The following is a 20813-nucleotide window of genomic DNA, read 5'->3' as shown; positions in this document are numbered from 1 at the left end:
GTCTAGAACTTATCCATGGACGCGGTGATGTGTGACGGGGAACGGATCGGTTTCGTGCTGCGGGAGCCCGGTGGCGCGGCGGGCGTGACCGTGGTGGTGCTCCACGGGGCGGGGAACGGCAGCGCCGAACGGCTCGTCCCGGTGCTGGACGAGTTCGCGGGGCGGGGCTGCCGGGTGCTCGCACCGGACTTCTCGGGGCATGGGCGCAGCAGCGGCGAGCTGGACGAGTTGAGCCTGGAGCGGCGGTTCATACAGGCGCGCGCGGTGATCGACCGGGTGGTGCCGGACGGGGACGAGCTGGTGCTGGTGGGCTTCAGCATGAGCGGGCAGACCGTCGCCGACCTCGTCGGCCACTATGGCGGCCGGGTGAGGGCGATCGGGCTGTGCGCTCCGGCCGTGTACGCGCGCGAGGCGTGGGGCGTCCGGTTCGGGCACGGGTTCACCGAGATCATCCGGCGCGAGGGCGGTTGGCGGGACTCGGCCGCGCTGGAGGCGCTGCGGGCGTACGAGGGTACGGCGGTGCTGGCCGTGCCGGGCGACGACGACGTGATCCCGCCGGCCGTCACCGAGGCCGTCGAGGACGCGCTCACGGCCCGCTCCCGCTACCGGCGCCTGGACATGGAGCGGGCGGGGCACCGGCTGGGGGTCTGGTTCGTGACCGAGGCGGAGGACCGGCGGCGGTTCGTCGCCGCGGTGCTGGCGCCGCCACGGACGCCGGCCTGGGTGGAGAAGTCACTGCCCGGTGAGGAGCGGGTGCGGTCGGCGCGGTGGCTGGCCGGCGGCTGGACCTCGCAGATGCGGCTCCTGCGCACGGAAGGGCCGGGCGGCGGGCGGGACGTGGTCCTGCGGTCGTTCGTCAAGCCGTTCTACCGGAAGCACGCGCCGGGGCTGCTGGCGCGGGAGGCGGACGTGCTGGGCCTGCTGGCCGGTCCGGCTGTCCCGGTGCCGGTGCCGGAGTGCCTGGCCGTGGACGCCGTGGGCGAGTTCTGCGACGCGCCCTCGCTGCTGATGACGCGGCTGCCCGGTGACGTACGGGTCGATGAGGCGGACCTGGACGCGCGCGTGGAGCTGCTGGCGCGGCAGTTGGTGCGCGTTCATGGCGTACGCGTGCCGGAGGGCGCCCGTCCGCGCCCGTACCAGGCGTGGACGTCGCCGGAGCGGGTGAGGGTGCCGGAGGACACGGCCCGGCCGGAGCTGTGGGCGCGGGCGGTGGAGGTGATCGGCCGGGAGGCACCGGCGTACGAGGGGACCTTCCTGCACCGGGACTTCCACCCGGGCAACGTCCTGTTCACGGGCGCCGGTTCGGAGCTGCGGCTGAGCGGTGTCGTCGACTGGGTGGAGACCTCCTGGGGGCCGGCGGACCTGGATGTGGCGCACTGTTCGACGGCGTTGGCGCTGCTGTACGGGGTGGCGTGCGGGCTGCGGTTCGCCGAGCGGTACGTGGCGCACGGCGGCGTCCTGTCCGGGGACGGGCAGGCGCGGCTGTATTGGCGGCTGCTGGACGCGCTGGCGTTCGCCCCGGACGCGGACAAGGTGGGGCGGCCCTGGCGGGAGCTGGGGCGTACGGACCTGACGCCTCAGGTGCTGGCGGCGCGGCTGGAGGCGTACCTGGACGCGCTGCTGGACGGGGCCGGGAGGCCGTAGGTGCCGTGCCTGCCGCCGCCCCCCGTGGTGGGCGGCGGCAGGCACGGGGTGTGCTCAGCGACCGGCTTTCAGCGGCTGTTGTGGATCAGCGCCCGGACCATCCGGCACGTGATGTCGGACGGCGGGTGAATGCCGATACGCTCCGCCGTGTCCCGTATCGTCTCGTTGTCGGCCTGCGACGGGTGGTACACGCCCGAGTCGAGCAGGGCGATGGCGAGCCGCATGGCCTTCAGACGGCGGTTGTGGGACACGTACCACTCGCGGGGCCGGCCCGCCGGCAGTGGCTTCTTCAGAAGGGGCTTGAAGGGTTCGAGGGGCAGTGTCGTGAGTGCGGCAACGGCCATCGGCGACCTCCTGGTACGCGGTGTGGGGACCCTCCCCCGGGCCCTCACGAACTACCTCGATTTTACCGGCCACCACTGACAATCGGCCCTGGCCAGCACCGCTTTGAGCCGCCGTGAGGGGTACGGTGACGGGCATGGAGATCTGGATCAATCCCGCGTGTTCCAAGTGCCGTGGCGCACTGAAGCTGCTCGACGAGGAAGGGGCCGACTACACCGTCCGCCGCTACCTGGAGGACGTGCCGTCCGCCGACGAGATCCGGGACGTACTGGCCCGCCTCGGCCTTGAACCGTGGGACATCACCCGCACCCAGGAGCCCGCCGCGAAGGAGCTGGGGCTGAAGGACTGGCCGCGCGAGGCCGGTTCGCGCGAGCGCTGGATCACGGCGCTGGTGGAGCACCCGAAGCTCATCCAGCGCCCCATCATCACCGCCGACGACGGCACGGCGGTGGTCGCCCGTACGGACGAGGCGGTACGGGACGCGCTCGGCCGGTCGTGAGGGGCGCGGGGAATTTATGCTCCCCTTAAGGAAGTTGTGGGCAGGCGGTTGAGCGGGCACCGGCTCGTTACCCGTACGTAGGGGCACACACGGAACCCATCCGGCCGCCGCTCCCCCGTGCGGCCGGGGACAGGAGCCCCCACGTGTCACGCAAGAAGACGCTCAGCGGTAAGAAGAAACTCGCCCTGCTCGTCGGCGCCGCCGCGATGGTCGGCGGCACGGCGATCGTGATGACCGGGACCAGCCAGGCGTCGGTGGCCTGCGACGGGCTGGCCACGGCGCTGAGCAACAACGAGAAGTTCATCGCCGGCCAACGGGCCAACCCGGACGCCCAGTCCGAGGCGCGGATCGCCAACCGGCAGGCCGTCATCGAGCAGATCAAGCGCCAGCAGGCCGCTGCCGGGTGCGAGGTCGGCCAGGGCAGCGCCCAGGGCGGTGCGGGCAACGCGCAAACCGGCGGCCAGGCACCGGGCGGCCAGGCACCGGGCGCCGGTGCGGGCCAGGAGGCCGGGAACGGCAACGGCCAAGGCGCCGGGAACGGCAACGGCAATGGCCAGGGCGCGGGCAACGGCCAGGGCGCCGGACAGGGCAACGGCCAAGGTGCCGGTCAGCAGGGCGGTGACCAGCAGGGCGGTGGCGCGGCCGGTGAGGTGGTCTGCGCCGGGTCGACCGTGACCCTCTCCGGAGAGGGCGGCGCCCCGGCCGCCTCCAGCAACCAGTTCCCGCTCGGGACCAAGCTCAAGGTGACCAACCTCGACAACAACAAGTCCACGACCGTCGAGGTCACCTCCGTCTCCGGAAGCTGCGCCCTGCTCAACAACGCGGCCTTCGAGCAGGTACGCGAGCCCGGCAAGTTCCTCATCCGCAAGGCCCGCATCGAGCGCGTCGGCTGACGCCCGCCGGGCCGGACCCGAGGACAGGAGGCGCGGTTCAGTCGGCGAGCCGCGCCTCCGCCTCTCCCGCAGCCTCCGCCCCTCCCGCAGCCGCAGCCTCCGCCTCCGCCAGGATCTCCGTCACGCGCAGCCCGAACCGTACGTCGCAGGCGTGCGCCTCCCCGCCCCGTACCGCCCCCAGCAGCGCGTCCACCGCCGCCCGGAACGCCCCGGCCGCGTCCGCCCACGCCGGCATCGCGGCCCGTCCGTGGTCGCCGAAGAGCACGATGCCCGCCTCCGAGGCCCGCACGGGGGCGCTCAGGCTGAGCGTCACCGTGCTGCCCGCGCCCGACGCATGCCGCAGCACCAGGTGCCGGGCGTCGCCCGGACCCGCGACGGCTGACGTGACCTCCGTCACGTCACCGAGCACGGGCAGGAGCACCGACAGCACGTGCGGGCCCACGTCCCACAGCCCGCCCTTCTCGCGGCGCCAGGGGGACGCGGCGTACGCGCTCGTCGACCCGCGCGAGAACAGCGCGCCCAGCCAGTGCGCCTGTCCCAGGTACCAGCCGCCCAGGGCCGCCTGCTCCTCGATCCAGGGGGCGGTGTCCGAGGCGAACCGGAGGGTGCAGAAGACGATGGAGGCGACACCCGCCCGGCCGGCGGCCTCCGCCACCTCCCGCGCGCCCGCCACGCTCGTCGCGACCGGTTTGTCGAGCAGCAGGTGGCACCCGGCCGCCGCGGCGCGGGCCGCGAGCGGAGCCTGTACGTCCGGCGGCAGGGCGAACGCCACCGCGTCGCTCGCCGCGAACAGCGCGTCCACGTCGTCGTACGCCCGCGTGCCATGGCCGGCGGCGAGGGCGGCCGCCGCCTCGGGGCGCCTGCCCCACACCCCGCTGAAGGTGACGCCGGGGTGCGCGGCGAGCGCGGGGGCGTGGGTGCGGTCGGCCCAGGGGCCGGTGCCGAGGAGTCCGATGCGCGGCTTGCTGTCCATGCCCGCCAGTCTGCCCCGCGTACGGCCCTCACACCGGACGTGCCTCTGCATACCTTCCGGCTCGCCCGGGCCCGCGCTCGCACAGCGGCCGGCGAAAGACAGGAACACACACAGGAAACCTGAGTAACACGGGGTTCACAAACGGGCAACGGTCGGGAAATCCCGTATTGCGAAGCTGCGCGACATACCGCTGCACCCGCAAAGGATGAGGCCCCCGTGACCACCATCAAGGCTGAGTACATCTGGATCGACGGCACCGAGCCGACCGCCAAGCTGCGCTCGAAGACGAAGATACTGGTCGGCTCCGCCGGCACCGGCGTCGCCGATCTGCCCATCTGGGGCTTCGACGGGTCCAGCACCAACCAGGCCGAGGGCCACGCCTCCGACCGCGTGCTGAAGCCGGTCTTCTCCTGCCCGGACCCCATCCGCGGTGGCGACAACGTCCTCGTCCTGTGCGAGGTGCTCAACACGGACATGACGCCGCACGTGTCCAACACGCGGGCCGCGCTGGCCGAGGTCGCGGAGAAGTTCGCCGCGCAGGAGCCGATCTTCGGCATCGAGCAGGAGTACACCTTCTTCGACGGCACGCGCCCGCTCGGCTTCCCGGCCGGCGGCTTCCCGGCCCCGCAGGGCGGCTACTACTGCGGTGTCGGCGCCGACGAGATCTTCGGCCGTGACGTCGTCGAGGCGCACCTCGACAACTGCCTCAAGGCGGGCCTGGGCATCTCCGGCATCAACGCCGAGGTCATGCCCGGCCAGTGGGAGTTCCAGGTGGGCCCGCTGGCGCCGCTGGAGGTCGCCGACCAGCTCTGGGTCGCGCGCTGGCTGCTCTACCGCACCGCCGAGGACTTCAACATCTCCGCCACCCTCGACCCCAAGCCGGTCAAGGGCGACTGGAACGGCGCGGGTGCGCACACCAACTTCTCCACCAAGGCGATGCGCGAGGGCTACGACGCGATCATCACCGCGTGCGAGGCGCTGGGCGAGGGCTCCAAGCCGATGGACCACGTCAAGAACTACGGCGCGGGCATCGACGACCGTCTGACCGGCCTGCACGAGACCGCCCCGTGGAACGAGTACAGCTACGGCGTCTCGGACCGCGGCGCCTCGGTCCGTATCCCGTGGCAGGTCGAGAAGGACGGCAAGGGCTACATCGAGGACCGCCGTCCGAACGCCAACGTCGACCCGTACACGGTGACCCGCCTGCTGGTGGACACCTGCTGCTCCGCGCTGGAGAAGGCCGGCCAGGTCTGATCCGTACGGACCCGACGGGAGGGCGTCCGCCACAACTGGCGGGCGCCCTCCCGCATGTGTGTCCGCTTCTGCTTGAATAGGGGCATGGCCAGCCTCCGGAACACCGCGACGGGTCGCAGCGACCTTCAGCCGTTCTGGCCGTCCCGTCAGCACCACGACTTCGACCGGGTGTGTTGCCGCGCGAGGAACGCGTCGGCCCTCTAAAGCCCCACGGCACTCATGTGTCCGGCCTTCGGCCGTCGCGCAACGACGTCTTCCCCGTCCCTTCGCGCGAAAGAGCTGACCTCCTCATGGCGAACACCCGTACCGTCCCCGCCTCCGCTCACCCCGTGACTCCCCCGGCCGGCCGGCACCGGCTGCGTGCCGTCAGCCGCGACGAGGCGGTGGACGTCGCCGAGTTCCTGCCGCCGGGCGCCACCTGGGTGCCCGCGCCGCCGCACACCGTCCCCTCGCTGCCGGGGCAGCCGCCCATGGTCGGCTACCTGGTGCTCGTACCGGCCGAGCAGAGCGCCGCCGGGCCGGTGGACGCCCCGGGCGAGGGTCCCGTGACGATCGACGGCGCCCGGCGGATCGCCCACGTGGCCGGGCGGCCGATGGACCTGACGTACCTGGAGTTCGAGCTGCTGGCGCACCTGGTGGCGCACCCCCACCGGGTGCACACCCGCGACCAGTTGGTGACGACCGTGTGGGGGTACGGCCACGTGGGCGACGGGCGGACCGTGGACGTCCACGTGGCCCGGCTGCGGCGCAAGCTGGGCGCCGAGCACCGCCACACGATCCAGACCGTGCGGCGGGTCGGCTACAAGTACGCGCCGTGAACCGCTAGGCGGCGCGACGGGTCCTCCGGGCCACCAGGCCCAGGGTCACGTCCACCGCGAGGAACGCCAGCAGGCTGATGCCGAGCAGCGGCACGAACCAGCCCACCAGCGCCGTCGCGGCGGCCAGCGGGAGGAGCAGTGTGACGGGCACCTTGCGCCAGGCCCCGCGCGGCGTGGGGCGGCCGGCGCCCAGCTTGCGCTCCTTCGTCGGCCTGCGCAGCCACCACATCCGGTAGCCCCAGAAGATGAGCAGGACGAGCGCCACCATGAGGGCGGCGAGCACGAGCTGGTTGGCGAGCCCGAAGAGGACGCCCATGTGGGCGTCGATGCCGAAGCGGGTGAGCTTGGCGAGCACGGGGTAGTCGGCGAACCGTAGTTCGTCGATGACCGCGCCGTCGGCCGGGTCGACCGCCACCGAGTCCAGGTGCACCGGGAACTGGGTGTCGGTCTCCTTGACGACGTACCCCTTGCCCTCGGCCGGGAGGGTGACGGCGATCTTCCCGGCCACCCCGGCCTCGCGGGCGGCCTCGACCGCCCGGTCGATGCCGACGTCCGGCCCCTTGGGGGCGGGGGTGGGGGCGGTGTGGTGGCCGGTGCCGTGGCCCTCGTGCCCGCTGCCGCCGCCGGCGGCCGCGCCGTCGAGGGTGGCGGAGACGGTGGGCGTGGCGCCGCCGAGCTGTGCCTGTACGGCGTCGATGTTCTCGCCCGCGTACCGGGACCAGGTCAGGCCGGTGGCGGAGAGGACGACCAGGCCGGTGACCGCCCACAGGCCGACCGAGCCGTGCCAGGACAGGGTGCGGCGGCGGGACCGGGGGCCGCGCTCGGGGAGGACCAGGGTCCGCTTGGCGGTGCGCTTGCGGCCGATCCACAGCGCCAGGCCGCCGAGTGCGACGACCCACATCCAGCTCGCGGCCGTCTCGCTGTAGATGCGGCCGGACTCGCCGAGCCGGAGGTTCGCGTGGAACTCGGAGAGCCACGCGCGCAGCGGGAGGGCGCCGGAGCTGCCGTAGCTGGGCAGGTCTCCCCGTACCTCGGCCGTGTAGGGGTCGACGAAGACGGCGATGGACTTGCCCTCCTCGACCGACGGGCTCGTCATCAGTACGCGGGTGGTGGCGCCCTCCTCCGAGGAGGGCCAGACGGCGGTCACGGTGCCGTCCGGGTGGGCCTCGCGGGCCGCGTCGACCTGCTGGGAGAGCGGCAGGACCCGGTCACCGGCGGGGACCTGGAGTTCGTGGCGGTAGAGGATCTTCTCGGCCTGGAAGGAGAGGGCGTACAGCAGGCCGCTGATCGCGGCGACCAGGAGGAGCGGGGCTATCAGGAGGCCCGCGTAGAAGTGGACGCGGAGGAAGAGGGGGCGCAGGGCGCTCCATGTCGATCCGGATGCGGTGGGAGTGCTTTCCGCGGCGCGTTCGGCTGTTTCGGCCGTCGGGCGGTCGTCAATGGCCATGACTGTCCTAGGAGTCGGCGTTGTGCGTGTCTGCATGGGGAAGCGGCCCCCAGGTCAGACGTGCGTCGCTCCGGGGACCGTGGTGCGGGGTACGAGGGCCGTGGGCGGGCCGCGCCGCGAGAGGGTGTGCGCGAGGACGACGCCGTGGTGGCGGCGGAGGTGACGTGTACGGGGGCGCGGCGGCCGGGGGGTGCCGGGCAGGCGTACGGCGGCGAGCAGCAGCCGCAGCGGGGTGAAGGCGAGGGCGCCGAGGGCTCTGGCGAGGCGGAAGAACGCGGCCTCGCCACGGGCGAGCCACAACGCGCAGACGGCGGCGGCGAGCAGGTGGACGGCGACCATGCCGGCCGAGGCGCCGCCGAACCCGTCCGCTTGCGCGGCGTGCCCGGGGTGGCCCTGGTGCCCCTGGTGGCCGCCGCCCCCCATGAACGTCAGGTGCAGTACGCCCTGCACGGCGAGGAGGCCCGCACCGATGAAGGGCGCCCGTCGGCGGCGGCCGGCCGCCAGCCAGGCGAGACCGCCGGTGACGGCGAACGCGACGAGCAGCGAGCCGGGCGGAACACCGTGCGCAGACATGGACGAATGCCCCATCGCCGCCAATGTCACGCACACCGCCGCGAAAAGTGCGGCACGCAAGGCGCGCATCGGCGACCGGGCATTCGTCATCGTCGGCACATGCTGCCATCCCCGCGGAGGGGACGGGAGACCGGCCGCTGCCGGCCGGGTTCTTCTGGCAGCAGAACCGCTGTTCGGGGACGTGTCCGGAGAGGCAGGGTCGGATCATGAGGCTTCTGATGCTGGGTGGTACGGAGTTCGCCGGACGCGCCGTTGTCGCGGCGGCGCTGGCCCGCGACTGGGACGTGACGGTCTTCCACCGGGGCACCCACGAGCCCCCGGCCGGGGTGGTGTCGCTGCTCGGCGACCGCACCGCGCCGGACGGGCTCGCGGCGCTCACCGACGGGCGGTGGGACGTGGTCGTCGACACCTGGTCGTGGGATCCCGTGGCGGTACGGGACGCGGCGCGGCTGCTCGCGGACCGGGCCGGCCGCTATGTGTACGTCTCCAGCCGCAGCGTCTACGCGTGGCCGCCGGCGGCTGGGTCGGCCGAGGACGGCCCGTTGGTGGAGGCGTCGCCGGACGCCACCGGGGTGCCGTACGCGGAAGCGAAGAGGGGTGGGGAGCTGGCGGCGCTCGGCGCGTTCGGCGGGGGGCGGGTGCTGCTGGGCCGTGCGGGGCTGATCATCGGCCCGTGGGAGAACGTGGGCCGCCTGCCCTGGTGGCTGAACCGGATCGCGGCCGGTGGTCCGGTGCTCGCCCCGGGCCCGCGTGACCTGCCCCTCCAGTACATCGACGTCCGCGACATGACCGAGTGGCTGCTGGACGCGGCCGAGGCCGGGCTGTCCGGCCCGTACAACCTGGTGAGTCCGCCGGGGCACACGACCATGGGCGAGCTGCTGGACGCCTGTGTCCGGGCGACCGGCTCGGACGCCGAGCTGCGGTGGACCGAGCCGGAGGCGGTCCTCGGGGCGGGCATCGAGCCCTGGTCGGGGCTGCCCATCTGGATTCCGCCCGGTGAGCTGTACGACGCGGTGCACCGTGCCGACGTGTCCCGGGCCCTGGCGGCGGGCCTGCGGTGCCGCCCGGTGGCCGAGACGGTCGCGGACACCTGGGCGTGGCTGCGCGGGCGGGACGGGGTGGCACCGCGGCGGGCGGACCGGCCGCCGCTGGGCGTCACTCCGGAGCAGGAGGCGAAGGCGCTCGGCCTGTAACGCCCAACCGCGGTGCGTCGGCGGGCGGTTGGCGTCGGGCGGGCACGGCGATGGCCGGCGTACCCGGGCCGGGGGCGAGGCGTAGTGGTTCGCCCGCTTTGGGGACGTAGATTTCTACGAAATCACGGGCGCCCTGAACGGCCCCCGAATCACACGCGTATGGAACGGAGCGGTTCACCCCGCCCAGGATTGGAGTTCCATGCGACGCACAAGAAAACGCTCGACACTGGCCAACCGGGCGATCGCCGCCTCGGCTGCCCTGATACTGGGCGGCGGCGGGTTGCTCGCGGCCAACTTCTACGCTTCCGCCGGTGAGGGCTGGTACGGCTCATGGCAGCAGGAGCAGCAGCAGGAGCAGGACCAGAAGCCTTTGAACGCCGGGCAGCAGATGTCGACCATCGACTGTCCCGAAGTCGCCAACGGTCTTCCCCAGGTGCCCGATCAGGCGCGCGCGGAAGTGGACCGGGAACTGGCGAATATGGATACCCAGATCACGGAGGCCTACCAGCGGTTCGCCGATCAGAAGGAGCAGATCCAGCAGGATCCGGCCTTTGCCCAGAACGCCATTCTCAATCCGCTGAAGGACAAACGGGTCGCCGCGATCGGCCGGATCGTGATCGCCATTGACCGGATCGCGCAGCGCCCGAGCGGTCTGGAAAGTCTGGCGCCGTGCTCCCTGCGCGCGGATGACGCCAACCAGGTGAAGGACCAGAACGGCGACTTCGGCCAGGGCGGCGACGGCCAGGACCAGGGCGGCCAGGACGAGGGACAGGATCAGGGACAGGACCAGGGCGGTCAGGACCAGGGGCAGAACCAGGGCCAGGACCAGGGCGGTCAGGGCCAGGGACAAGGGCAAGGTCAGGGCCAGGCGGGCAACGGTCCCGTGGCCGGCGACTTCGTCGACATCCAGAACGTCCAGCCCAACGTCCGCAACCCGCGCAAACTGAGCGGCGCCTCGCGCGGCAGCTTCGTCACCGATTGCGGGCGGAACGAGAACGGCAAGTTCAACCCGGACAACGTCATCGTCGCGCCGGGCGTGAGCAACGGCGCCCACCACATGCACGACTACGTGGGCAACCAGGCCAATGACGCCTTCGCCAGCGATGACGACCTGGCCCGCGGGCAGACCACCTGCCGCAACCAGGGCGACAAGTCGACTTATTTCTGGCCGGTACTGCGCCTTCAGAACGGGCAGAACGAGAACGACGCCAACGCGGACGGCGGCGGCAACGACCAGAATGTCGGCGAGATCCTCACGCCCAGCCAGGTCACCATGAATTTCGTCGGCAACCCGGTCTCCAAGGTCACGGCCATGCCGAAATTCCTGCGCATCATCACCGGTGACGCCAAGGCGTTCACCAATGGCGACGCGAACGCCAACGCCTCCTGGAGCTGCACCGGCTTCGAGGACCGGCAACTCAAGGACAAATACCCGATCTGCCCGCAGGGCAGCCAGGTCGTACGGACATTCAAATTCCAGAGCTGCTGGGACGGCCAGAACACCGACAGTGCCAATCACCGCACCCATGTCGCCTTCGCCGACCAGAACGGCCGCTGCCCCAACGGGTTCCGCGCCATTCCGCAGCTCGTCCAGCGCATTGTCTACGACGTTCCGCAGGGCACCGTTTTCGCCGTGGACTCGTTCCCCGAGCAGCTCCACAAGCCGATCACCGATCACGGGGACTTCATCAACGTCTTCAACAACCGGCTGATGCAGCAGATGGTGAACTGCATCAATGGCGGGCGGCGATGCGCCTGACCAGGGCCTGATCGACAACCGATGAGGGGCCGGACCACCGCCTGGTGGTCCGGCCCCTCACTCCTGCGCGGTCAGCTCCCGTGATGCCCCGAGTGGTCCCCCTCGCCGCCCGAGTGCCCCTTCTCGCCGCCCGAGTGGTGCGACGAGCCGGTCTCCACCGCGCCGCCGAGCCGGCCGCGCAGCGCCGTGACCACCTTCTCCTCGCCGACGGCCACCCACTTGCGGCCGACCAGGTACGTGCCGCCGTAGTCGTTCGCCTCGTTGATCCACTCGCGCTGGCCCCGGTCGGTGGCGAAGGTGGCCAGCACGTACGCGCCGTCGTCGGTCTCGCAGTTGGCCTGCCGGATTTCCTTCGCGTCCGTCTGTATGTTCGGCTCGCACGCGACCTTGGCCGCCAGTTGCTCCAGGGTCCCGGTCGCCGTCTTCGGTGTCTTCGGTGCGGCGCCGGGCTCGCCCCCGCCCGCGTCGCACGCCGTCGCGGCGGGCAGAGCCAGGGCCACCAGGGCGGCCGTCACCAACGCCATACGAGTTCGCTCCGTACGCATCTGGCCATCGTGCCGGTTCGCACCCCTGTTCCGGGGGCGAACGCCGAGTAACGTGCGACACGTCCATACCTGATGTTCCGTCAGCATCATGGAGGAGCGCCGTGGCCGACCTGTCGAGACGCACGCTGCTGGGGACCGCCGGCGCGATCGGCGCGGGCGCCACGCTCGCCGGAGCGGGCGCCACACGCGCCGGAGCGGTGCCACCGCCCGCCCTCTCCCAGGAGATCCCGAAGGAGAACCCCATGGGCCCGGCCCGCGCCGCCCTGAAGCGGCTCCTGCCCGGCCACGCGGACCAGTTCCGGCTCAGCCGCCTCCGGGGCGGGCCGGAACGGTTCCGCGTCACCGGGTCCACCGGCCGCGTCGAGGTCGCCGCCACCGGTCCCGCGACGGCGCTGACCGGCGTCCACTGGTACCTGAAGTACGTGTGCGGGGCGCACATCTCCTGGTCCGGCACCCAGCTCGACCTGCCGGCCCGCCTGCCCGCGCCCCGCGAGCCGCTCGCCCGCGAGGCCACCGTCCCGCACCGGTTCGCGTTCAACGACACGCACGACGGCTACACCGCCCCGTACGCCGACTGGGCGCGCTGGGAGCGGCTGATCGACGTCCTGGCCCTGCACGGCTGCAACGAGGTCCTCGTCACCGTGGGCCAGGAGGCCGTCTACCACAGGCTCCTGACGGACTTCGGGTACACGGACGACGAGGCCCGAGCCTGGCTGCCCGCCCCCTCCCACCAGCCCTGGTGGCTGCTCCAGAACATGAGCGGGTACGGCGGCCCGCTCAGCTCCGAGCTGATCGCCCGGCGCACCGCCCTCGCCCGCCGCATCGCCGACCGGCTGCGCGAGCTGGGCATGCACCCCGTCCTGCCCGGCTACTTCGGCACCGTCCCCGACGGCTTCGCGGCCCGCAACCCCGGCGCCCGGACCATCCCGCAGGGCGTCTGGGCGGGCCTGAGGCGCCCCGACTGGCTGGACCCGCGCACCGACGCCTTCGCGCGCGTGGCGGCGTCCTTCTACCGCCACCAGGCCGACCTCTTCGGCGACGTGGACCACTTCAAGATGGACCTGCTCCACGAGGGCGGCTCGGCCGGCGACGTACCCGTCCCCGAAGCGGCCCGCGCCGTCGAGGCCGCCCTCCGCACGGCACGCCCCGGCGCCACCTGGGTCATCCTCGGCTGGCAGGCCAACCCGCGCCGCGACCTGCTCGACGCCCTCGACAAGGCCGGGCTCCTCGTCGTCGACGGGCTGTCCGACCTGGAGACCGTCACCGACCGCGAGAAGGACTGGGGCGGCGCCCCGTACGCCTTCGGCACCATCCCCAACTTCGGCGGCCGCACCACCATTGGCGCCAAGACCCACATGTGGACCGAGCGCTTCCCGGCCTGGCGCGACAAGCCCGGCTCCGCCCTCGTCGGCACGGCCTACATGCCGGAGGCCGCCGAACGCGACCCGGCCGCCCTGGAGCTGTTCACCGAGCTGGCCTGGCGGCGCGAGCCCGTCGACCGGGCCCGCTGGTTCGAGCGGTACGCCGACCTGCGCTACGGCGGCCGGGACGCACGCGCGCGTGAGGCGTTCGCGGTGCTGCGCGACACCGCGTACCGGATCACCAGCCGCGACGGCCGCCCCCACGACTCGGTCTTCGCCGCCCGGCCGAGCCTCACCGCCAACTCCGGCGCCTACTACGCCACCCACACGCCCGCCTTCGACCCGGCCGACTTCGACAAGGCGTTCGCCGCGCTGCTCGGCGTACGGGAGCCGCTGCGCCGCTCCGACGCGTACCGCCACGACCTCACCGACCTGGGCCGCCAGGTCCTCGCCAACCGCTCCTGGCACCTGATCGGACAACTGAGAACCGCGTACACCGCCAAGGACCTGGACACCTTCCGCGCCCTGTCCCGGCTGTGGCTGAAGCTGATGCGGCTGAGCGACGACATGACCGGCTCGCACCACGCCTTCCTCCTCGGCCCGTGGCTCGCCGACGCCCGCCGCGAGGGCCTGGAGCGCACCGCCCGCGTCCTCGTCACCACCTGGGCCGACCGCCCCACCGCCGACGCGGGGCACCTCGCCAACTACGCCAACCGCGACTGGTCCGGCCTGATCGCCGACTTCCACCTCCCCCACTGGCAGGCGTACCTGGACGAACTGGAGGACGCCCTCGCGCAGAACCGCGCCCCCAAGGCGTTCGACTGGTACGCGATCGAGGAGCCCTGGACGCACGAGACGAAGAGCTACCCCCTCCGCCCGCGCCACGACCCGTACCGGACCGCCACGCGCGTGTACGAGACCCTCGCCCGCGCGCCCTTCCAGGGTGCCGTCACCGTCTCCAGCACCCCCGGGGCGCTCCCTCCGGGCGCCGCCGGCGAGGTCGTCGCCACCTTCCGGAACGTCAACGGGCTGCGGGCCACCGGCCCCGTGCGCTGCGCGCTCACCGGCCTTGGCCACCAGCCGCCCCTGGAACTGCCGCCCGTCCCGGCGGCCGGCTCCGGCACCGTCTCGTGGGGCATCACCGCCCCCGCCGGCCCCCTGGCCACCCCCGTCGAACCGCTCCCCTACGAGCTGTACGCCACCTACGGTCCGCGGGGCGAGGCCCCGGTCACCACCCTCCACCGGGGCGACCTGTACGTGGCCGGACCCCTGGACCGGGCGTGGCGTACGTACAGCGGCAACGGAGCCGTCTTCGGCCAGATCCAGGACCGGTACGCCATCAACGGCGGCGGCCAGGACCTGTGGAAGGCCGTCGCCGAGTTCGGCGCCCTCTACCAGGAGGGGGTTTTCGCGGACGGCAGGGTCCTGACCGTACGGGTGGACTCGCAGGACGTGACGGGCGCCTGGGCGCGCGCCGGGATCGTCGTACGGAACTCGCTGGCCACGCCCGGCGCGCCCGGGTTCGTCAACCTGGCGGTGACCCCCGCCAACGGCGTGGCCCTGTCCTACGACACGACCGGCGACGGCACCCTCGACGCCTACCGGCGGATCACCGGCGTCACGGCCCCGGTCCTGCTGCGGCTGTCCCGCGAGGGAGAGGAGGTCACGGGTGCCTGCTCGACGGACGGCGGCGCGTCGTGGCGTACGGTCGCCACGGTCCGGGTCGCGGGCGCGGCGGCGGCGCAGGACGCGGGGCTGTTCATGACGGCCACGAACGGTGGCGGCGGGGCTCGCGGGACGGTGGTGTTCAGCGGGGTGACGGGCTGGGCCGGGGCCGCCGCGAGGTGACCATCCACCCATTCGCTCGTTCTGCTGAATGTGAGCACCCAGGAACTCGCCACCCCCTCCCCCGTCGACGTCGAACAGGCCGAGGCGGCCCTTGTCGAGCACTACCCGAGGCTCGTCCGCATCGCCTATCTGGTGCTGCCGCCGTCCCTCGGCCGCAACCGCCGCGTGCTGACCGCGCACTCGGTGGTGCAGCGTTCGCTGCCGCGCCGCCGCACCTCGGGCGACGACGGCGGGATGCCGGGGCAGCGGCGGCCCGAGGACGCGGTCGACCCGGGGTACGCGTACGTGCGCGTCCGGGTGCTGCGCCAGGCCCTGGAGGCGGGGCTGCCGCTGAAGCGGAAGGCGTGGCCCAAGCGGTCGCAGTTGCCGCCGCTGCTGCCCCAGGTGTGGGGGCTGCGGCTGTTCCCGCGCGCGGGTGGCGCCGACGAGCTGGCCCTGGACCAGCGGCTGTCGGCCCTGTCCGGGCCGGCTCGCGCCGCCTATGTGCTGCGCGGGCTGGAGCGGCAGGGTGACGCCGAGGTGCGCCGGGTGCTCGCGGCCGCCGGGGTGGAGGACCCGAGGGCGGCGCTGGCCGAGGCGGACGCGGTGGAGACGGCGCACGCGCTGCTGGAGTCGCCCGAGTTCGACCCGTGTTCGTTGCAGGCGCGGCCGACGGACCTGATGCGCCGGCGCCAGCACGGCAGGGCGGCGCTGGCGGCGCTCGCGGCCGCCGTGGTGTGCGGTGCGCTGCTGGGGCTGCCGGGTGACGGCTGGGGCCCGGACGGGGCGGCCGCCCCGTCGTACGCCCGCAACCCGGTGTCGGAGGCGGCGCTGGACCCGGGCAATCTGCGGCGCGTCGCCCCGGCCGCGTGGCAGCGCTCGGCGCGTACGGACTTCTCGGTGTGGCCCGCGCGGGGCGGTCTGGTCGACGACCGGGCGCTGCTGCGGCGGGCGCTGGCGGTGTGGGCGCGGCCCGGCGCCACGGTGCAGGTCTCGGCGACGCCCGGCACCCCGCCGGGGCCGCCGATGGGCCCGCCGCAGCTCCTGTTCGCCGGGGAGGTGGACCAGGCGCGGGTGGTGCTGTTCCACGACGGGCTGCGGGCGGTGCGGTACGCGGAGCCGAAGGACGGTGCGGCCGGGGCGGCGCTGGACTTCGCGCGGACGGACGGCGCGGACACGGCGTCGGCGGGCGCCCTGGTGGTGGGGCGGACGCATGCCAATGTGCGGTACCTGACGGCGCCGTGGGTACGGGGCGTGTCGGCGCGCGACCTGCTCCAGCCGTTGGCCGGGGCGCGGCCGGTGGAGCGGGACCCGCACGGGGTGACAAGTGCGCTGCTCAGCCCGGTGGCGCCGAGCCAGTGCCGGGCGTGGGACGTGCTGGAGGTGCGTGACGGTACGACGACCCGGACGCTGACCGACCTCGGTGAGATCGCCCCGGCCCGGCTGACGTCGGGCCCGCCGTCGGCGCCCGCCGATCTGGCGGGTGCGGGCGTCACGGCGCGTGCGGAGTGGGCGCGGTCGGCGTGCCTGCTGCCCCTGGTGCGCTCCCAGGGCGTCCGGTCGGTGAACTCCTGGAGGTTCGCCGAGCAGGACCTTCCCGACGCCGGCGGGACCGCCGCCTGGCTGTGCACGCGCGCGGAGACCTGGCGCGGTACGGGGAGCACGGCGCTGGCGCAGTTCCAGGCGCCGCCCGCCCGGGCGGGTGCGGTCGTGGCGAAGTCGGCCGGGTCGCCGGCGTGCGGGCCGCGGGAGCCGCGGGTGCTGGCGGGTGCGCTGTGGCAGGCGCCGGGCGGGCAGTGGTACATGCTGGCGGCCGGGAGCGAGCAGGTGGCGTCGGTGTCGGTGACGGGCGGGGCGACGGCCGGTGTGGACGACGGCCGGCTGCTCGCGGCGAAGTTGCCGGGCAAGCCGGGCAAGCAGGTCGAACTGACCGGGCGGCTGGAGGACGGCACCAGGATCTCCTCGTTGCGCTGATCCCCTCCCGGTGAATATCCGGCTGCACGACCCTGTTGCCAAGCACGTACCCGTCAGTACATTGACGCCATGTCTAATACGCAGCCGGCGGCGACAGCGTCGGAGCGGATCGAGCTCAAGGCCCGCAAGGTCTCCTTCGACTGGGAGGAGACCCCGCTCCACTGGGTTCCCGGCGACCCGTTCACCACCCACACCATCAATGTGCTGCACCTGCTGCTCCCGGCCGGGGAGCGCTGGTTCATCCATGTGTACCGGCAGGTGCTGCCGTACATCCGGGACGACCGGCTGCGCGAGGACGTCATCGGGTTCATCGGCCAGGAGGCCGTGCACTCCCAGGCCCACGACGACGTGCTGCCGCACCTCAAGAAGCTGGGGCTGGACCCGACCCCGTACACCGCGCAGGTCGACTGGCTCTTCGAGAAGCTCCTCGGCGACCGGACACTGCCGCCCGGCAGGGCCCGGCGGTGGTGGCTGATGGAGCGGGTCGCCCTGATCGCGGCGATCGAGCACTACACGGCGTTCCTCGGCAACTGGGTGCTCAACGCCGAGGAGCTGGACCGGCGCGGCGCCGATCCGATGATGCTGGACCTGCTGCGCTGGCACGGCGCGGAGGAGGTGGAGCACCGGTCGGTGGCGTTCGAGCTGTTCATGCACGTCGACGGCGGCTACCGGCGTCGGGTGCGGACGTGGGCCACGGCGTTCTCGGCACTGGTGTTCCTCTGGCAGCGCGGCGCCCGGTTCTTCATGGAGAACGACCCGACGTTGCTGGACGGCAGGGCGACGGTGAAGGACCTCATATCGCGCGGGCGGCAGGGAGTGCTCCCGTCGACGCCGGACCTGCTGCGGTCCGTCCCCCGCTACCTGAGCCGCGCCTACCACCCCTCCCAGGAGGGCAGTACCGCCCAGGCGGTCGCCTACCTCGCCTCGTCCCCGGCCGCCAACGGAGGTCACTGACCCATGCCACGCGCGCGTACCGTCGTCCTCGCCGCCACAGCGGCCCTGCTCGTCAAGCGGGCCGTGCGCCGCCGCATCCAGGCGGCCCCGCTGTGGCCGCTGCCCGCGCTGGAGGAGCCGATATCGGGGCGGGGCCGCCGCTCGTCCACCGTCCGCCGCCACGTCCTGGTCACCGAGCGGACCACGCCCGCCGACGGGGTCGTCCAACTGCGGCTGGAGGGCACCGGGCTGCCGCCCTGGGAGCCGGGCGCCCATGTGGACCTGGTCCTGCCGTCGGGGCTGGTGCGGCAGTACTCGCTGTGCGGCGACCCCACCGAGACCGACACGTACACCGTGGCCACGCGGCTCGTCGAGGACGGCCGGGGCGGCTCGCGAGAGGTGCACGAACAGCTCCACGAGGGCACGGAGGTCGAGATCCGGGGGCCGCGCAACCGTTTCCCGCTCGTCGAGTCCCCCGCGTACGTCTTCGTCGCGGGCGGCATCGGGATCACGCCCGTCCTGCCGATGCTGCGCGCAGTGCGGGCGACGGGCGCGGACTGGCGGCTTGTGTACTGCGGGCGCAGCCGGGCGACGATGCCGTTCCTGGACGAGGTGGAGAAGCTGGGGAACGTCACGGTCGTGGCTGAGGACGAGGCGGGGCTGCCGGACCTCGCCTTCCTCAACGACGTACCGGCCGAGGCGGTGGTCTACTGCTGCGGCCCCGAGGGGCTGATGGACGCGGTGGCCGAGCGGCTGCCGGAAGGGCGCCGGTTGCACCTGGAGCGGTTCACACCCGCGGCCTCCGCCCCGGGCGGCGCCTTCGAGGTGGAGCTGCGCCGGTCCGGGCGTACGGTGACGGTGGCGGCGGACGAGTCGGTGCTGGCGGCCGTGCGCGCGGAGGTGCCGCACGTGTCGTACTCGTGCGAGCAGGGCTTCTGCGGGACGTGCCAACAGCGCGTCGTGGAGGGCGACATCGACCACCGGGACGAGCTGCTGACGGACGACGAGCGGCACGACACGATGCTGATCTGCGTCTCGCGCTGCCGCAGCGAACGGCTGGTGCTGGACCTGTGACGACGTCCGCCGGCTACGGCAGCAGCAGCCAGTCGGCGGCCAGGGCGGCGAGGAGGCCGGCGCCGAGGAGCCAGGTGCCCAGGCGGGTGCGGCCGTTGCGGCTGAGTTCGATGACGACGCCGCACAGGATCATCGCCAGTCCGTAGACGCCGACCACCAGCACGGAGGTGCGGCTGGCCAGCCGGAGCACCAGGACGACCGCCATCGACACCAGCAGGACGGATGCCACGGCGATCCGCAGGCGCCGGGCCTGGCGCGGCGTGAGGCCGGTGCGTGGTGCCGGGGTTTCTGGGTCGGAGATGCTCATGCCCGGCAGCGTAGCGAACTGTGTATCGGCCACTGTTCGAAGGGCAGTCGGTGGCGAACGTTAGGCTGTTCGCATGACGACCGGGGCGCGGCGCAGGATGGGCGTCGAGGAGCGCAGGCAGCAGCTCATCGGGGTGGCGTTGGAGCTGTTCAGCCACCGCTCCCCCGACGAGGTGTCGATCGACGAGATCGCCGCCGCCGCGGGGATATCCCGGCCGCTGGTCTACCACTACTTCCCGGGCAAGCAGAGCCTGTACGAGGCGGCGCTGCGGCGGGCGGCCGACGAGTTGGCCGGCCGGTTCGTGGAGCCGCGCCAAGGGCCGCTGGGGGCGCGGCTGCTGCGGGTGATGGGGCGGTTCTTCGATTTCGTGGAGGAGCACGGGCCGGGGTTCTCGGCGCTGATGCGCGGCGGCCCGGCGGTCGGCTCGTCGAGGACGAACGCGATGATCGACGAGGTGCGGCAGGCCGCGTACGAGCAGATCCTGGCCCACCTGGACGTCACGGAGCCGCCCGCCCGCCTGGAGCTGGTCGTCCGCTCGTGGGTGTCGCTCGCCGAGTCGACGGCGCTGCTGTGGCTGGACGGGCGCCGGATACCGCGCGCGGAGCTGGAGTTGCAGCTCGTGCACGACTTCGCGGCGCTGGCGGCGGTCAGCGCGGCGTACGACGAGGAGATGGCGGCGCTGTTGCTGCGGATGCTCGCGGACGAGCCGGCCGACGGGCCGTTCGGCGAGCTGGTCGGCCGGCTGGCGGCGCTGCTGCCGAAGGTACCGGCGGTGACGGCTCAGCCGGTGCTGTAAGGGCCCAATTCCACGACGACGGCGCCGCGCAGCAGGTCGCGGGCGCGGTCGAGAGTGAGGGAGCCGCTGAGCCAGCGTTTGCTCAGGCCCTCGACGAGCGCGGTGAGGCGTTCGGCCGCGTCGTCCGGGGACACCTCCGGGGGGACGGTGCCGTCCCGCTGGGCGCGCCGGATGAGGTCGCTCGCGTAGTCGGTCCAGCGGGCCGTGGTGGTGCGGAGCTGGTCGCGCAGCTCGGGCTGGAAGACCGCGGTGGAGCGCAGTTCGCCCCAGGCGGTGCTGTTCTCGACGACGGCCGGGGTGTCCTGGAGCTCCAGCAGCAGCATCTCCTCCAGGTGGCCGCGCGGGTCGGTGCCGGGGTCCGCCGTGGGGTCGGTGTAGCGCTCGGCGCGGGTGTTGACGAACTCCAGCGTGTGGGCCAGCACACCGGCCCGGTCCCGGAAGTGGTAGTAGAGCAGCGAGGTGGAGACGCCTGCTGCCTCGGCGAGTTCCTCCACGCGCAGGCCCCGGATGCCGCGCTGGGCGATGACGCGGGCGGCGGCTTCCAGGATGGCGGTACGGCGATCGGACATGCCCTCGATGCTACCGTGATTCCTGACTGAAA

General features: G+C 73.1%; 19 protein-coding genes. 12 read left to right on the top strand and 7 right to left on the bottom strand.

Annotation, left to right across the window (positions count from 1 at the left end):
• Window positions 1–15: 15 nt before the first annotated feature.
• Window positions 16–1644, top strand: a complete 1629-nt coding sequence (locus tag ACZ46W_RS12930; protein WP_468335779.1) for an alpha/beta fold hydrolase — start codon at window positions 16–18, stop codon at window positions 1642–1644.
• Window positions 1645–1712: 68 nt separating this feature from the next.
• Here the strand turns inward: ACZ46W_RS12930 and ACZ46W_RS12925 are convergent, their stop codons facing one another.
• Window positions 1713–1988 (bottom strand): hypothetical protein, encoded by a 276-nt coding sequence (locus tag ACZ46W_RS12925; RefSeq protein ID WP_468335776.1) that lies wholly within the window; start codon window positions 1986–1988, stop codon window positions 1713–1715.
• 134 nt (window positions 1989–2122) lie between these two features.
• On the opposite strand from ACZ46W_RS12925, the gene ACZ46W_RS12920 reads away from it, so the two are divergent.
• A complete protein-coding gene (locus ACZ46W_RS12920) occupies window positions 2123–2485 on the top strand; it encodes an arsenate reductase family protein (RefSeq protein WP_468335773.1) in 363 nt (120 codons plus the stop codon).
• Window positions 2486–2628: 143 nt separating this feature from the next.
• Entirely contained in the window at window positions 2629–3378 is a 750-nt protein-coding gene (locus ACZ46W_RS12915) for an RlpA-like double-psi beta-barrel domain-containing protein (RefSeq protein WP_468335770.1), read from the top strand.
• Window positions 3379–3415: 37 nt separating this feature from the next.
• On the opposite strand, the gene ACZ46W_RS12910 is transcribed toward ACZ46W_RS12915, so the two are convergent.
• On the bottom strand, window positions 3416–4351 hold the full coding sequence (locus ACZ46W_RS12910) for a Gfo/Idh/MocA family protein (RefSeq protein ID WP_468335767.1): 936 nt from the start codon (window positions 4349–4351) through the stop codon (window positions 3416–3418).
• 216 nt (window positions 4352–4567) lie between these two features.
• Here ACZ46W_RS12910 and glnII point away from each other — a divergent pair, with 216 nt between their 5' ends.
• On the top strand, window positions 4568–5605 hold the full coding sequence (gene glnII / locus ACZ46W_RS12905; protein WP_468335764.1) for a glutamine synthetase: 1038 nt from the start codon (window positions 4568–4570) through the stop codon (window positions 5603–5605).
• A 290-nt stretch (window positions 5606–5895) separates the two neighbouring features.
• Complete coding sequence (locus tag ACZ46W_RS12900) at window positions 5896–6423, top strand: winged helix-turn-helix domain-containing protein (RefSeq protein WP_468335761.1); 528 nt, start codon at window positions 5896–5898, stop codon at window positions 6421–6423.
• A gap of 4 nt (window positions 6424–6427) precedes the next feature.
• Here ACZ46W_RS12900 and ACZ46W_RS12895 read toward each other — a convergent pair whose 3' ends face one another.
• Together ACZ46W_RS12895 and ACZ46W_RS12890 are read right to left on the bottom strand one after the other, a co-directional pair.
• On the bottom strand, window positions 6428–7870 hold the full coding sequence (locus ACZ46W_RS12895; protein ID WP_468335758.1) for a PepSY-associated TM helix domain-containing protein: 1443 nt from the start codon (window positions 7868–7870) through the stop codon (window positions 6428–6430).
• Between the two features lie 54 nt (window positions 7871–7924).
• On the bottom strand, window positions 7925–8443 hold the full coding sequence (locus tag ACZ46W_RS12890) for a hypothetical protein (RefSeq protein WP_468335755.1): 519 nt from the start codon (window positions 8441–8443) through the stop codon (window positions 7925–7927).
• A gap of 206 nt (window positions 8444–8649) precedes the next feature.
• Between ACZ46W_RS12890 and ACZ46W_RS12885 the strand changes: the two genes are divergently transcribed.
• Window positions 8650–9636: an NAD-dependent epimerase/dehydratase family protein gene (locus ACZ46W_RS12885; RefSeq protein WP_468335752.1), complete on the top strand. Its 987-nt coding sequence runs from the start codon at window positions 8650–8652 to the stop codon at window positions 9634–9636.
• A 199-nt stretch (window positions 9637–9835) separates the two neighbouring features.
• On the top strand, window positions 9836–11395 hold the full coding sequence (locus ACZ46W_RS12880; protein ID WP_468335749.1) for a DUF1996 domain-containing protein: 1560 nt from the start codon (window positions 9836–9838) through the stop codon (window positions 11393–11395).
• 71 nt (window positions 11396–11466) lie between these two features.
• Here the strand turns inward: ACZ46W_RS12880 and ACZ46W_RS12875 are convergent, their stop codons facing one another.
• Window positions 11467–11919, bottom strand: coding sequence for a hypothetical protein (locus tag ACZ46W_RS12875; RefSeq protein ID WP_468335746.1), 453 nt, complete (start codon window positions 11917–11919; stop codon window positions 11467–11469).
• Between the two features lie 122 nt (window positions 11920–12041).
• Here ACZ46W_RS12875 and ACZ46W_RS12870 point away from each other — a divergent pair, with 122 nt between their 5' ends.
• The 4 genes from ACZ46W_RS12870 (at window position 12042) to ACZ46W_RS12855 (ending at window position 19109) form a co-directional block, all read left to right on the top strand.
• Complete coding sequence (locus tag ACZ46W_RS12870) at window positions 12042–15149, top strand: alpha-N-acetylglucosaminidase (protein ID WP_468335743.1); 3108 nt, start codon at window positions 12042–12044, stop codon at window positions 15147–15149.
• Between the two features lie 30 nt (window positions 15150–15179).
• Window positions 15180–17102 carry a hypothetical protein gene (locus ACZ46W_RS12865; RefSeq protein WP_468335740.1) on the top strand — a complete coding sequence of 641 codons (1923 nt, stop codon included), beginning with the start codon at window positions 15180–15182 and terminating at the stop codon, window positions 17100–17102.
• Between the two features lie 69 nt (window positions 17103–17171).
• A complete protein-coding gene (locus ACZ46W_RS12860) occupies window positions 17172–18056 on the top strand; it encodes a metal-dependent hydrolase (protein WP_468335738.1) in 885 nt (294 codons plus the stop codon).
• A gap of 3 nt (window positions 18057–18059) precedes the next feature.
• Window positions 18060–19109, top strand: coding sequence for a PDR/VanB family oxidoreductase (locus tag ACZ46W_RS12855; protein ID WP_468335735.1), 1050 nt, complete (start codon window positions 18060–18062; stop codon window positions 19107–19109).
• 13 nt (window positions 19110–19122) lie between these two features.
• Here the strand turns inward: ACZ46W_RS12855 and ACZ46W_RS12850 are convergent, their stop codons facing one another.
• Window positions 19123–19416, bottom strand: coding sequence for a hypothetical protein (locus tag ACZ46W_RS12850; protein ID WP_366129241.1), 294 nt, complete (start codon window positions 19414–19416; stop codon window positions 19123–19125).
• 73 nt (window positions 19417–19489) lie between these two features.
• Here ACZ46W_RS12850 and ACZ46W_RS12845 point away from each other — a divergent pair, with 73 nt between their 5' ends.
• Complete coding sequence (locus ACZ46W_RS12845) at window positions 19490–20212, top strand: TetR/AcrR family transcriptional regulator (RefSeq protein ID WP_468335731.1); 723 nt, start codon at window positions 19490–19492, stop codon at window positions 20210–20212.
• Here ACZ46W_RS12845 and ACZ46W_RS12840 read toward each other — a convergent pair.
• On the bottom strand, window positions 20197–20781 hold the full coding sequence (locus ACZ46W_RS12840; protein ID WP_468335729.1) for a TetR/AcrR family transcriptional regulator: 585 nt from the start codon (window positions 20779–20781) through the stop codon (window positions 20197–20199). The two genes, ACZ46W_RS12845 and ACZ46W_RS12840, sit on opposite strands and share 16 nt — an antisense overlap.
• Window positions 20782–20813: the final 32 nt, after the last annotated feature.

Source organism: Streptomyces sp. NPDC031064 (assembly GCF_055570965.1).
This window is presented reverse-complemented; position numbering and strand designations above follow the sequence as displayed.

Coding starts and splice junctions, on each gene's coding strand:
- ACZ46W_RS12860 (WP_468335738.1), top strand. CDS start 17,172: ATGTCTAATACGCAGCCGGCGGCGACAGCGTCGGAGCGGATCGAGCTC.
- ACZ46W_RS12875 (WP_468335746.1), bottom strand. CDS start 11,919: ATGGCGTTGGTGACGGCCGCCCTGGTGGCCCTGGCTCTGCCCGCCGCG.
- ACZ46W_RS12895 (WP_468335758.1), bottom strand. CDS start 7,870: ATGGCCATTGACGACCGCCCGACGGCCGAAACAGCCGAACGCGCCGCG.
- ACZ46W_RS12840 (WP_468335729.1), bottom strand. CDS start 20,781: ATGTCCGATCGCCGTACCGCCATCCTGGAAGCCGCCGCCCGCGTCATC.
- ACZ46W_RS12910 (WP_468335767.1), bottom strand. CDS start 4,351: ATGGACAGCAAGCCGCGCATCGGACTCCTCGGCACCGGCCCCTGGGCC.
- ACZ46W_RS12880 (WP_468335749.1), top strand. CDS start 9,836: ATGCGACGCACAAGAAAACGCTCGACACTGGCCAACCGGGCGATCGCC.
- ACZ46W_RS12900 (WP_468335761.1), top strand. CDS start 5,896: ATGGCGAACACCCGTACCGTCCCCGCCTCCGCTCACCCCGTGACTCCC.
- ACZ46W_RS12925 (WP_468335776.1), bottom strand. CDS start 1,988: ATGGCCGTTGCCGCACTCACGACACTGCCCCTCGAACCCTTCAAGCCC.
- ACZ46W_RS12890 (WP_468335755.1), bottom strand. CDS start 8,443: ATGTCTGCGCACGGTGTTCCGCCCGGCTCGCTGCTCGTCGCGTTCGCC.
- ACZ46W_RS12930 (WP_468335779.1), top strand. CDS start 16: ATGGACGCGGTGATGTGTGACGGGGAACGGATCGGTTTCGTGCTGCGG.
- ACZ46W_RS12885 (WP_468335752.1), top strand. CDS start 8,650: ATGAGGCTTCTGATGCTGGGTGGTACGGAGTTCGCCGGACGCGCCGTT.
- ACZ46W_RS12920 (WP_468335773.1), top strand. CDS start 2,123: ATGGAGATCTGGATCAATCCCGCGTGTTCCAAGTGCCGTGGCGCACTG.
- ACZ46W_RS12850 (WP_366129241.1), bottom strand. CDS start 19,416: ATGAGCATCTCCGACCCAGAAACCCCGGCACCACGCACCGGCCTCACG.
- ACZ46W_RS12845 (WP_468335731.1), top strand. CDS start 19,490: ATGACGACCGGGGCGCGGCGCAGGATGGGCGTCGAGGAGCGCAGGCAG.
- ACZ46W_RS12855 (WP_468335735.1), top strand. CDS start 18,060: ATGCCACGCGCGCGTACCGTCGTCCTCGCCGCCACAGCGGCCCTGCTC.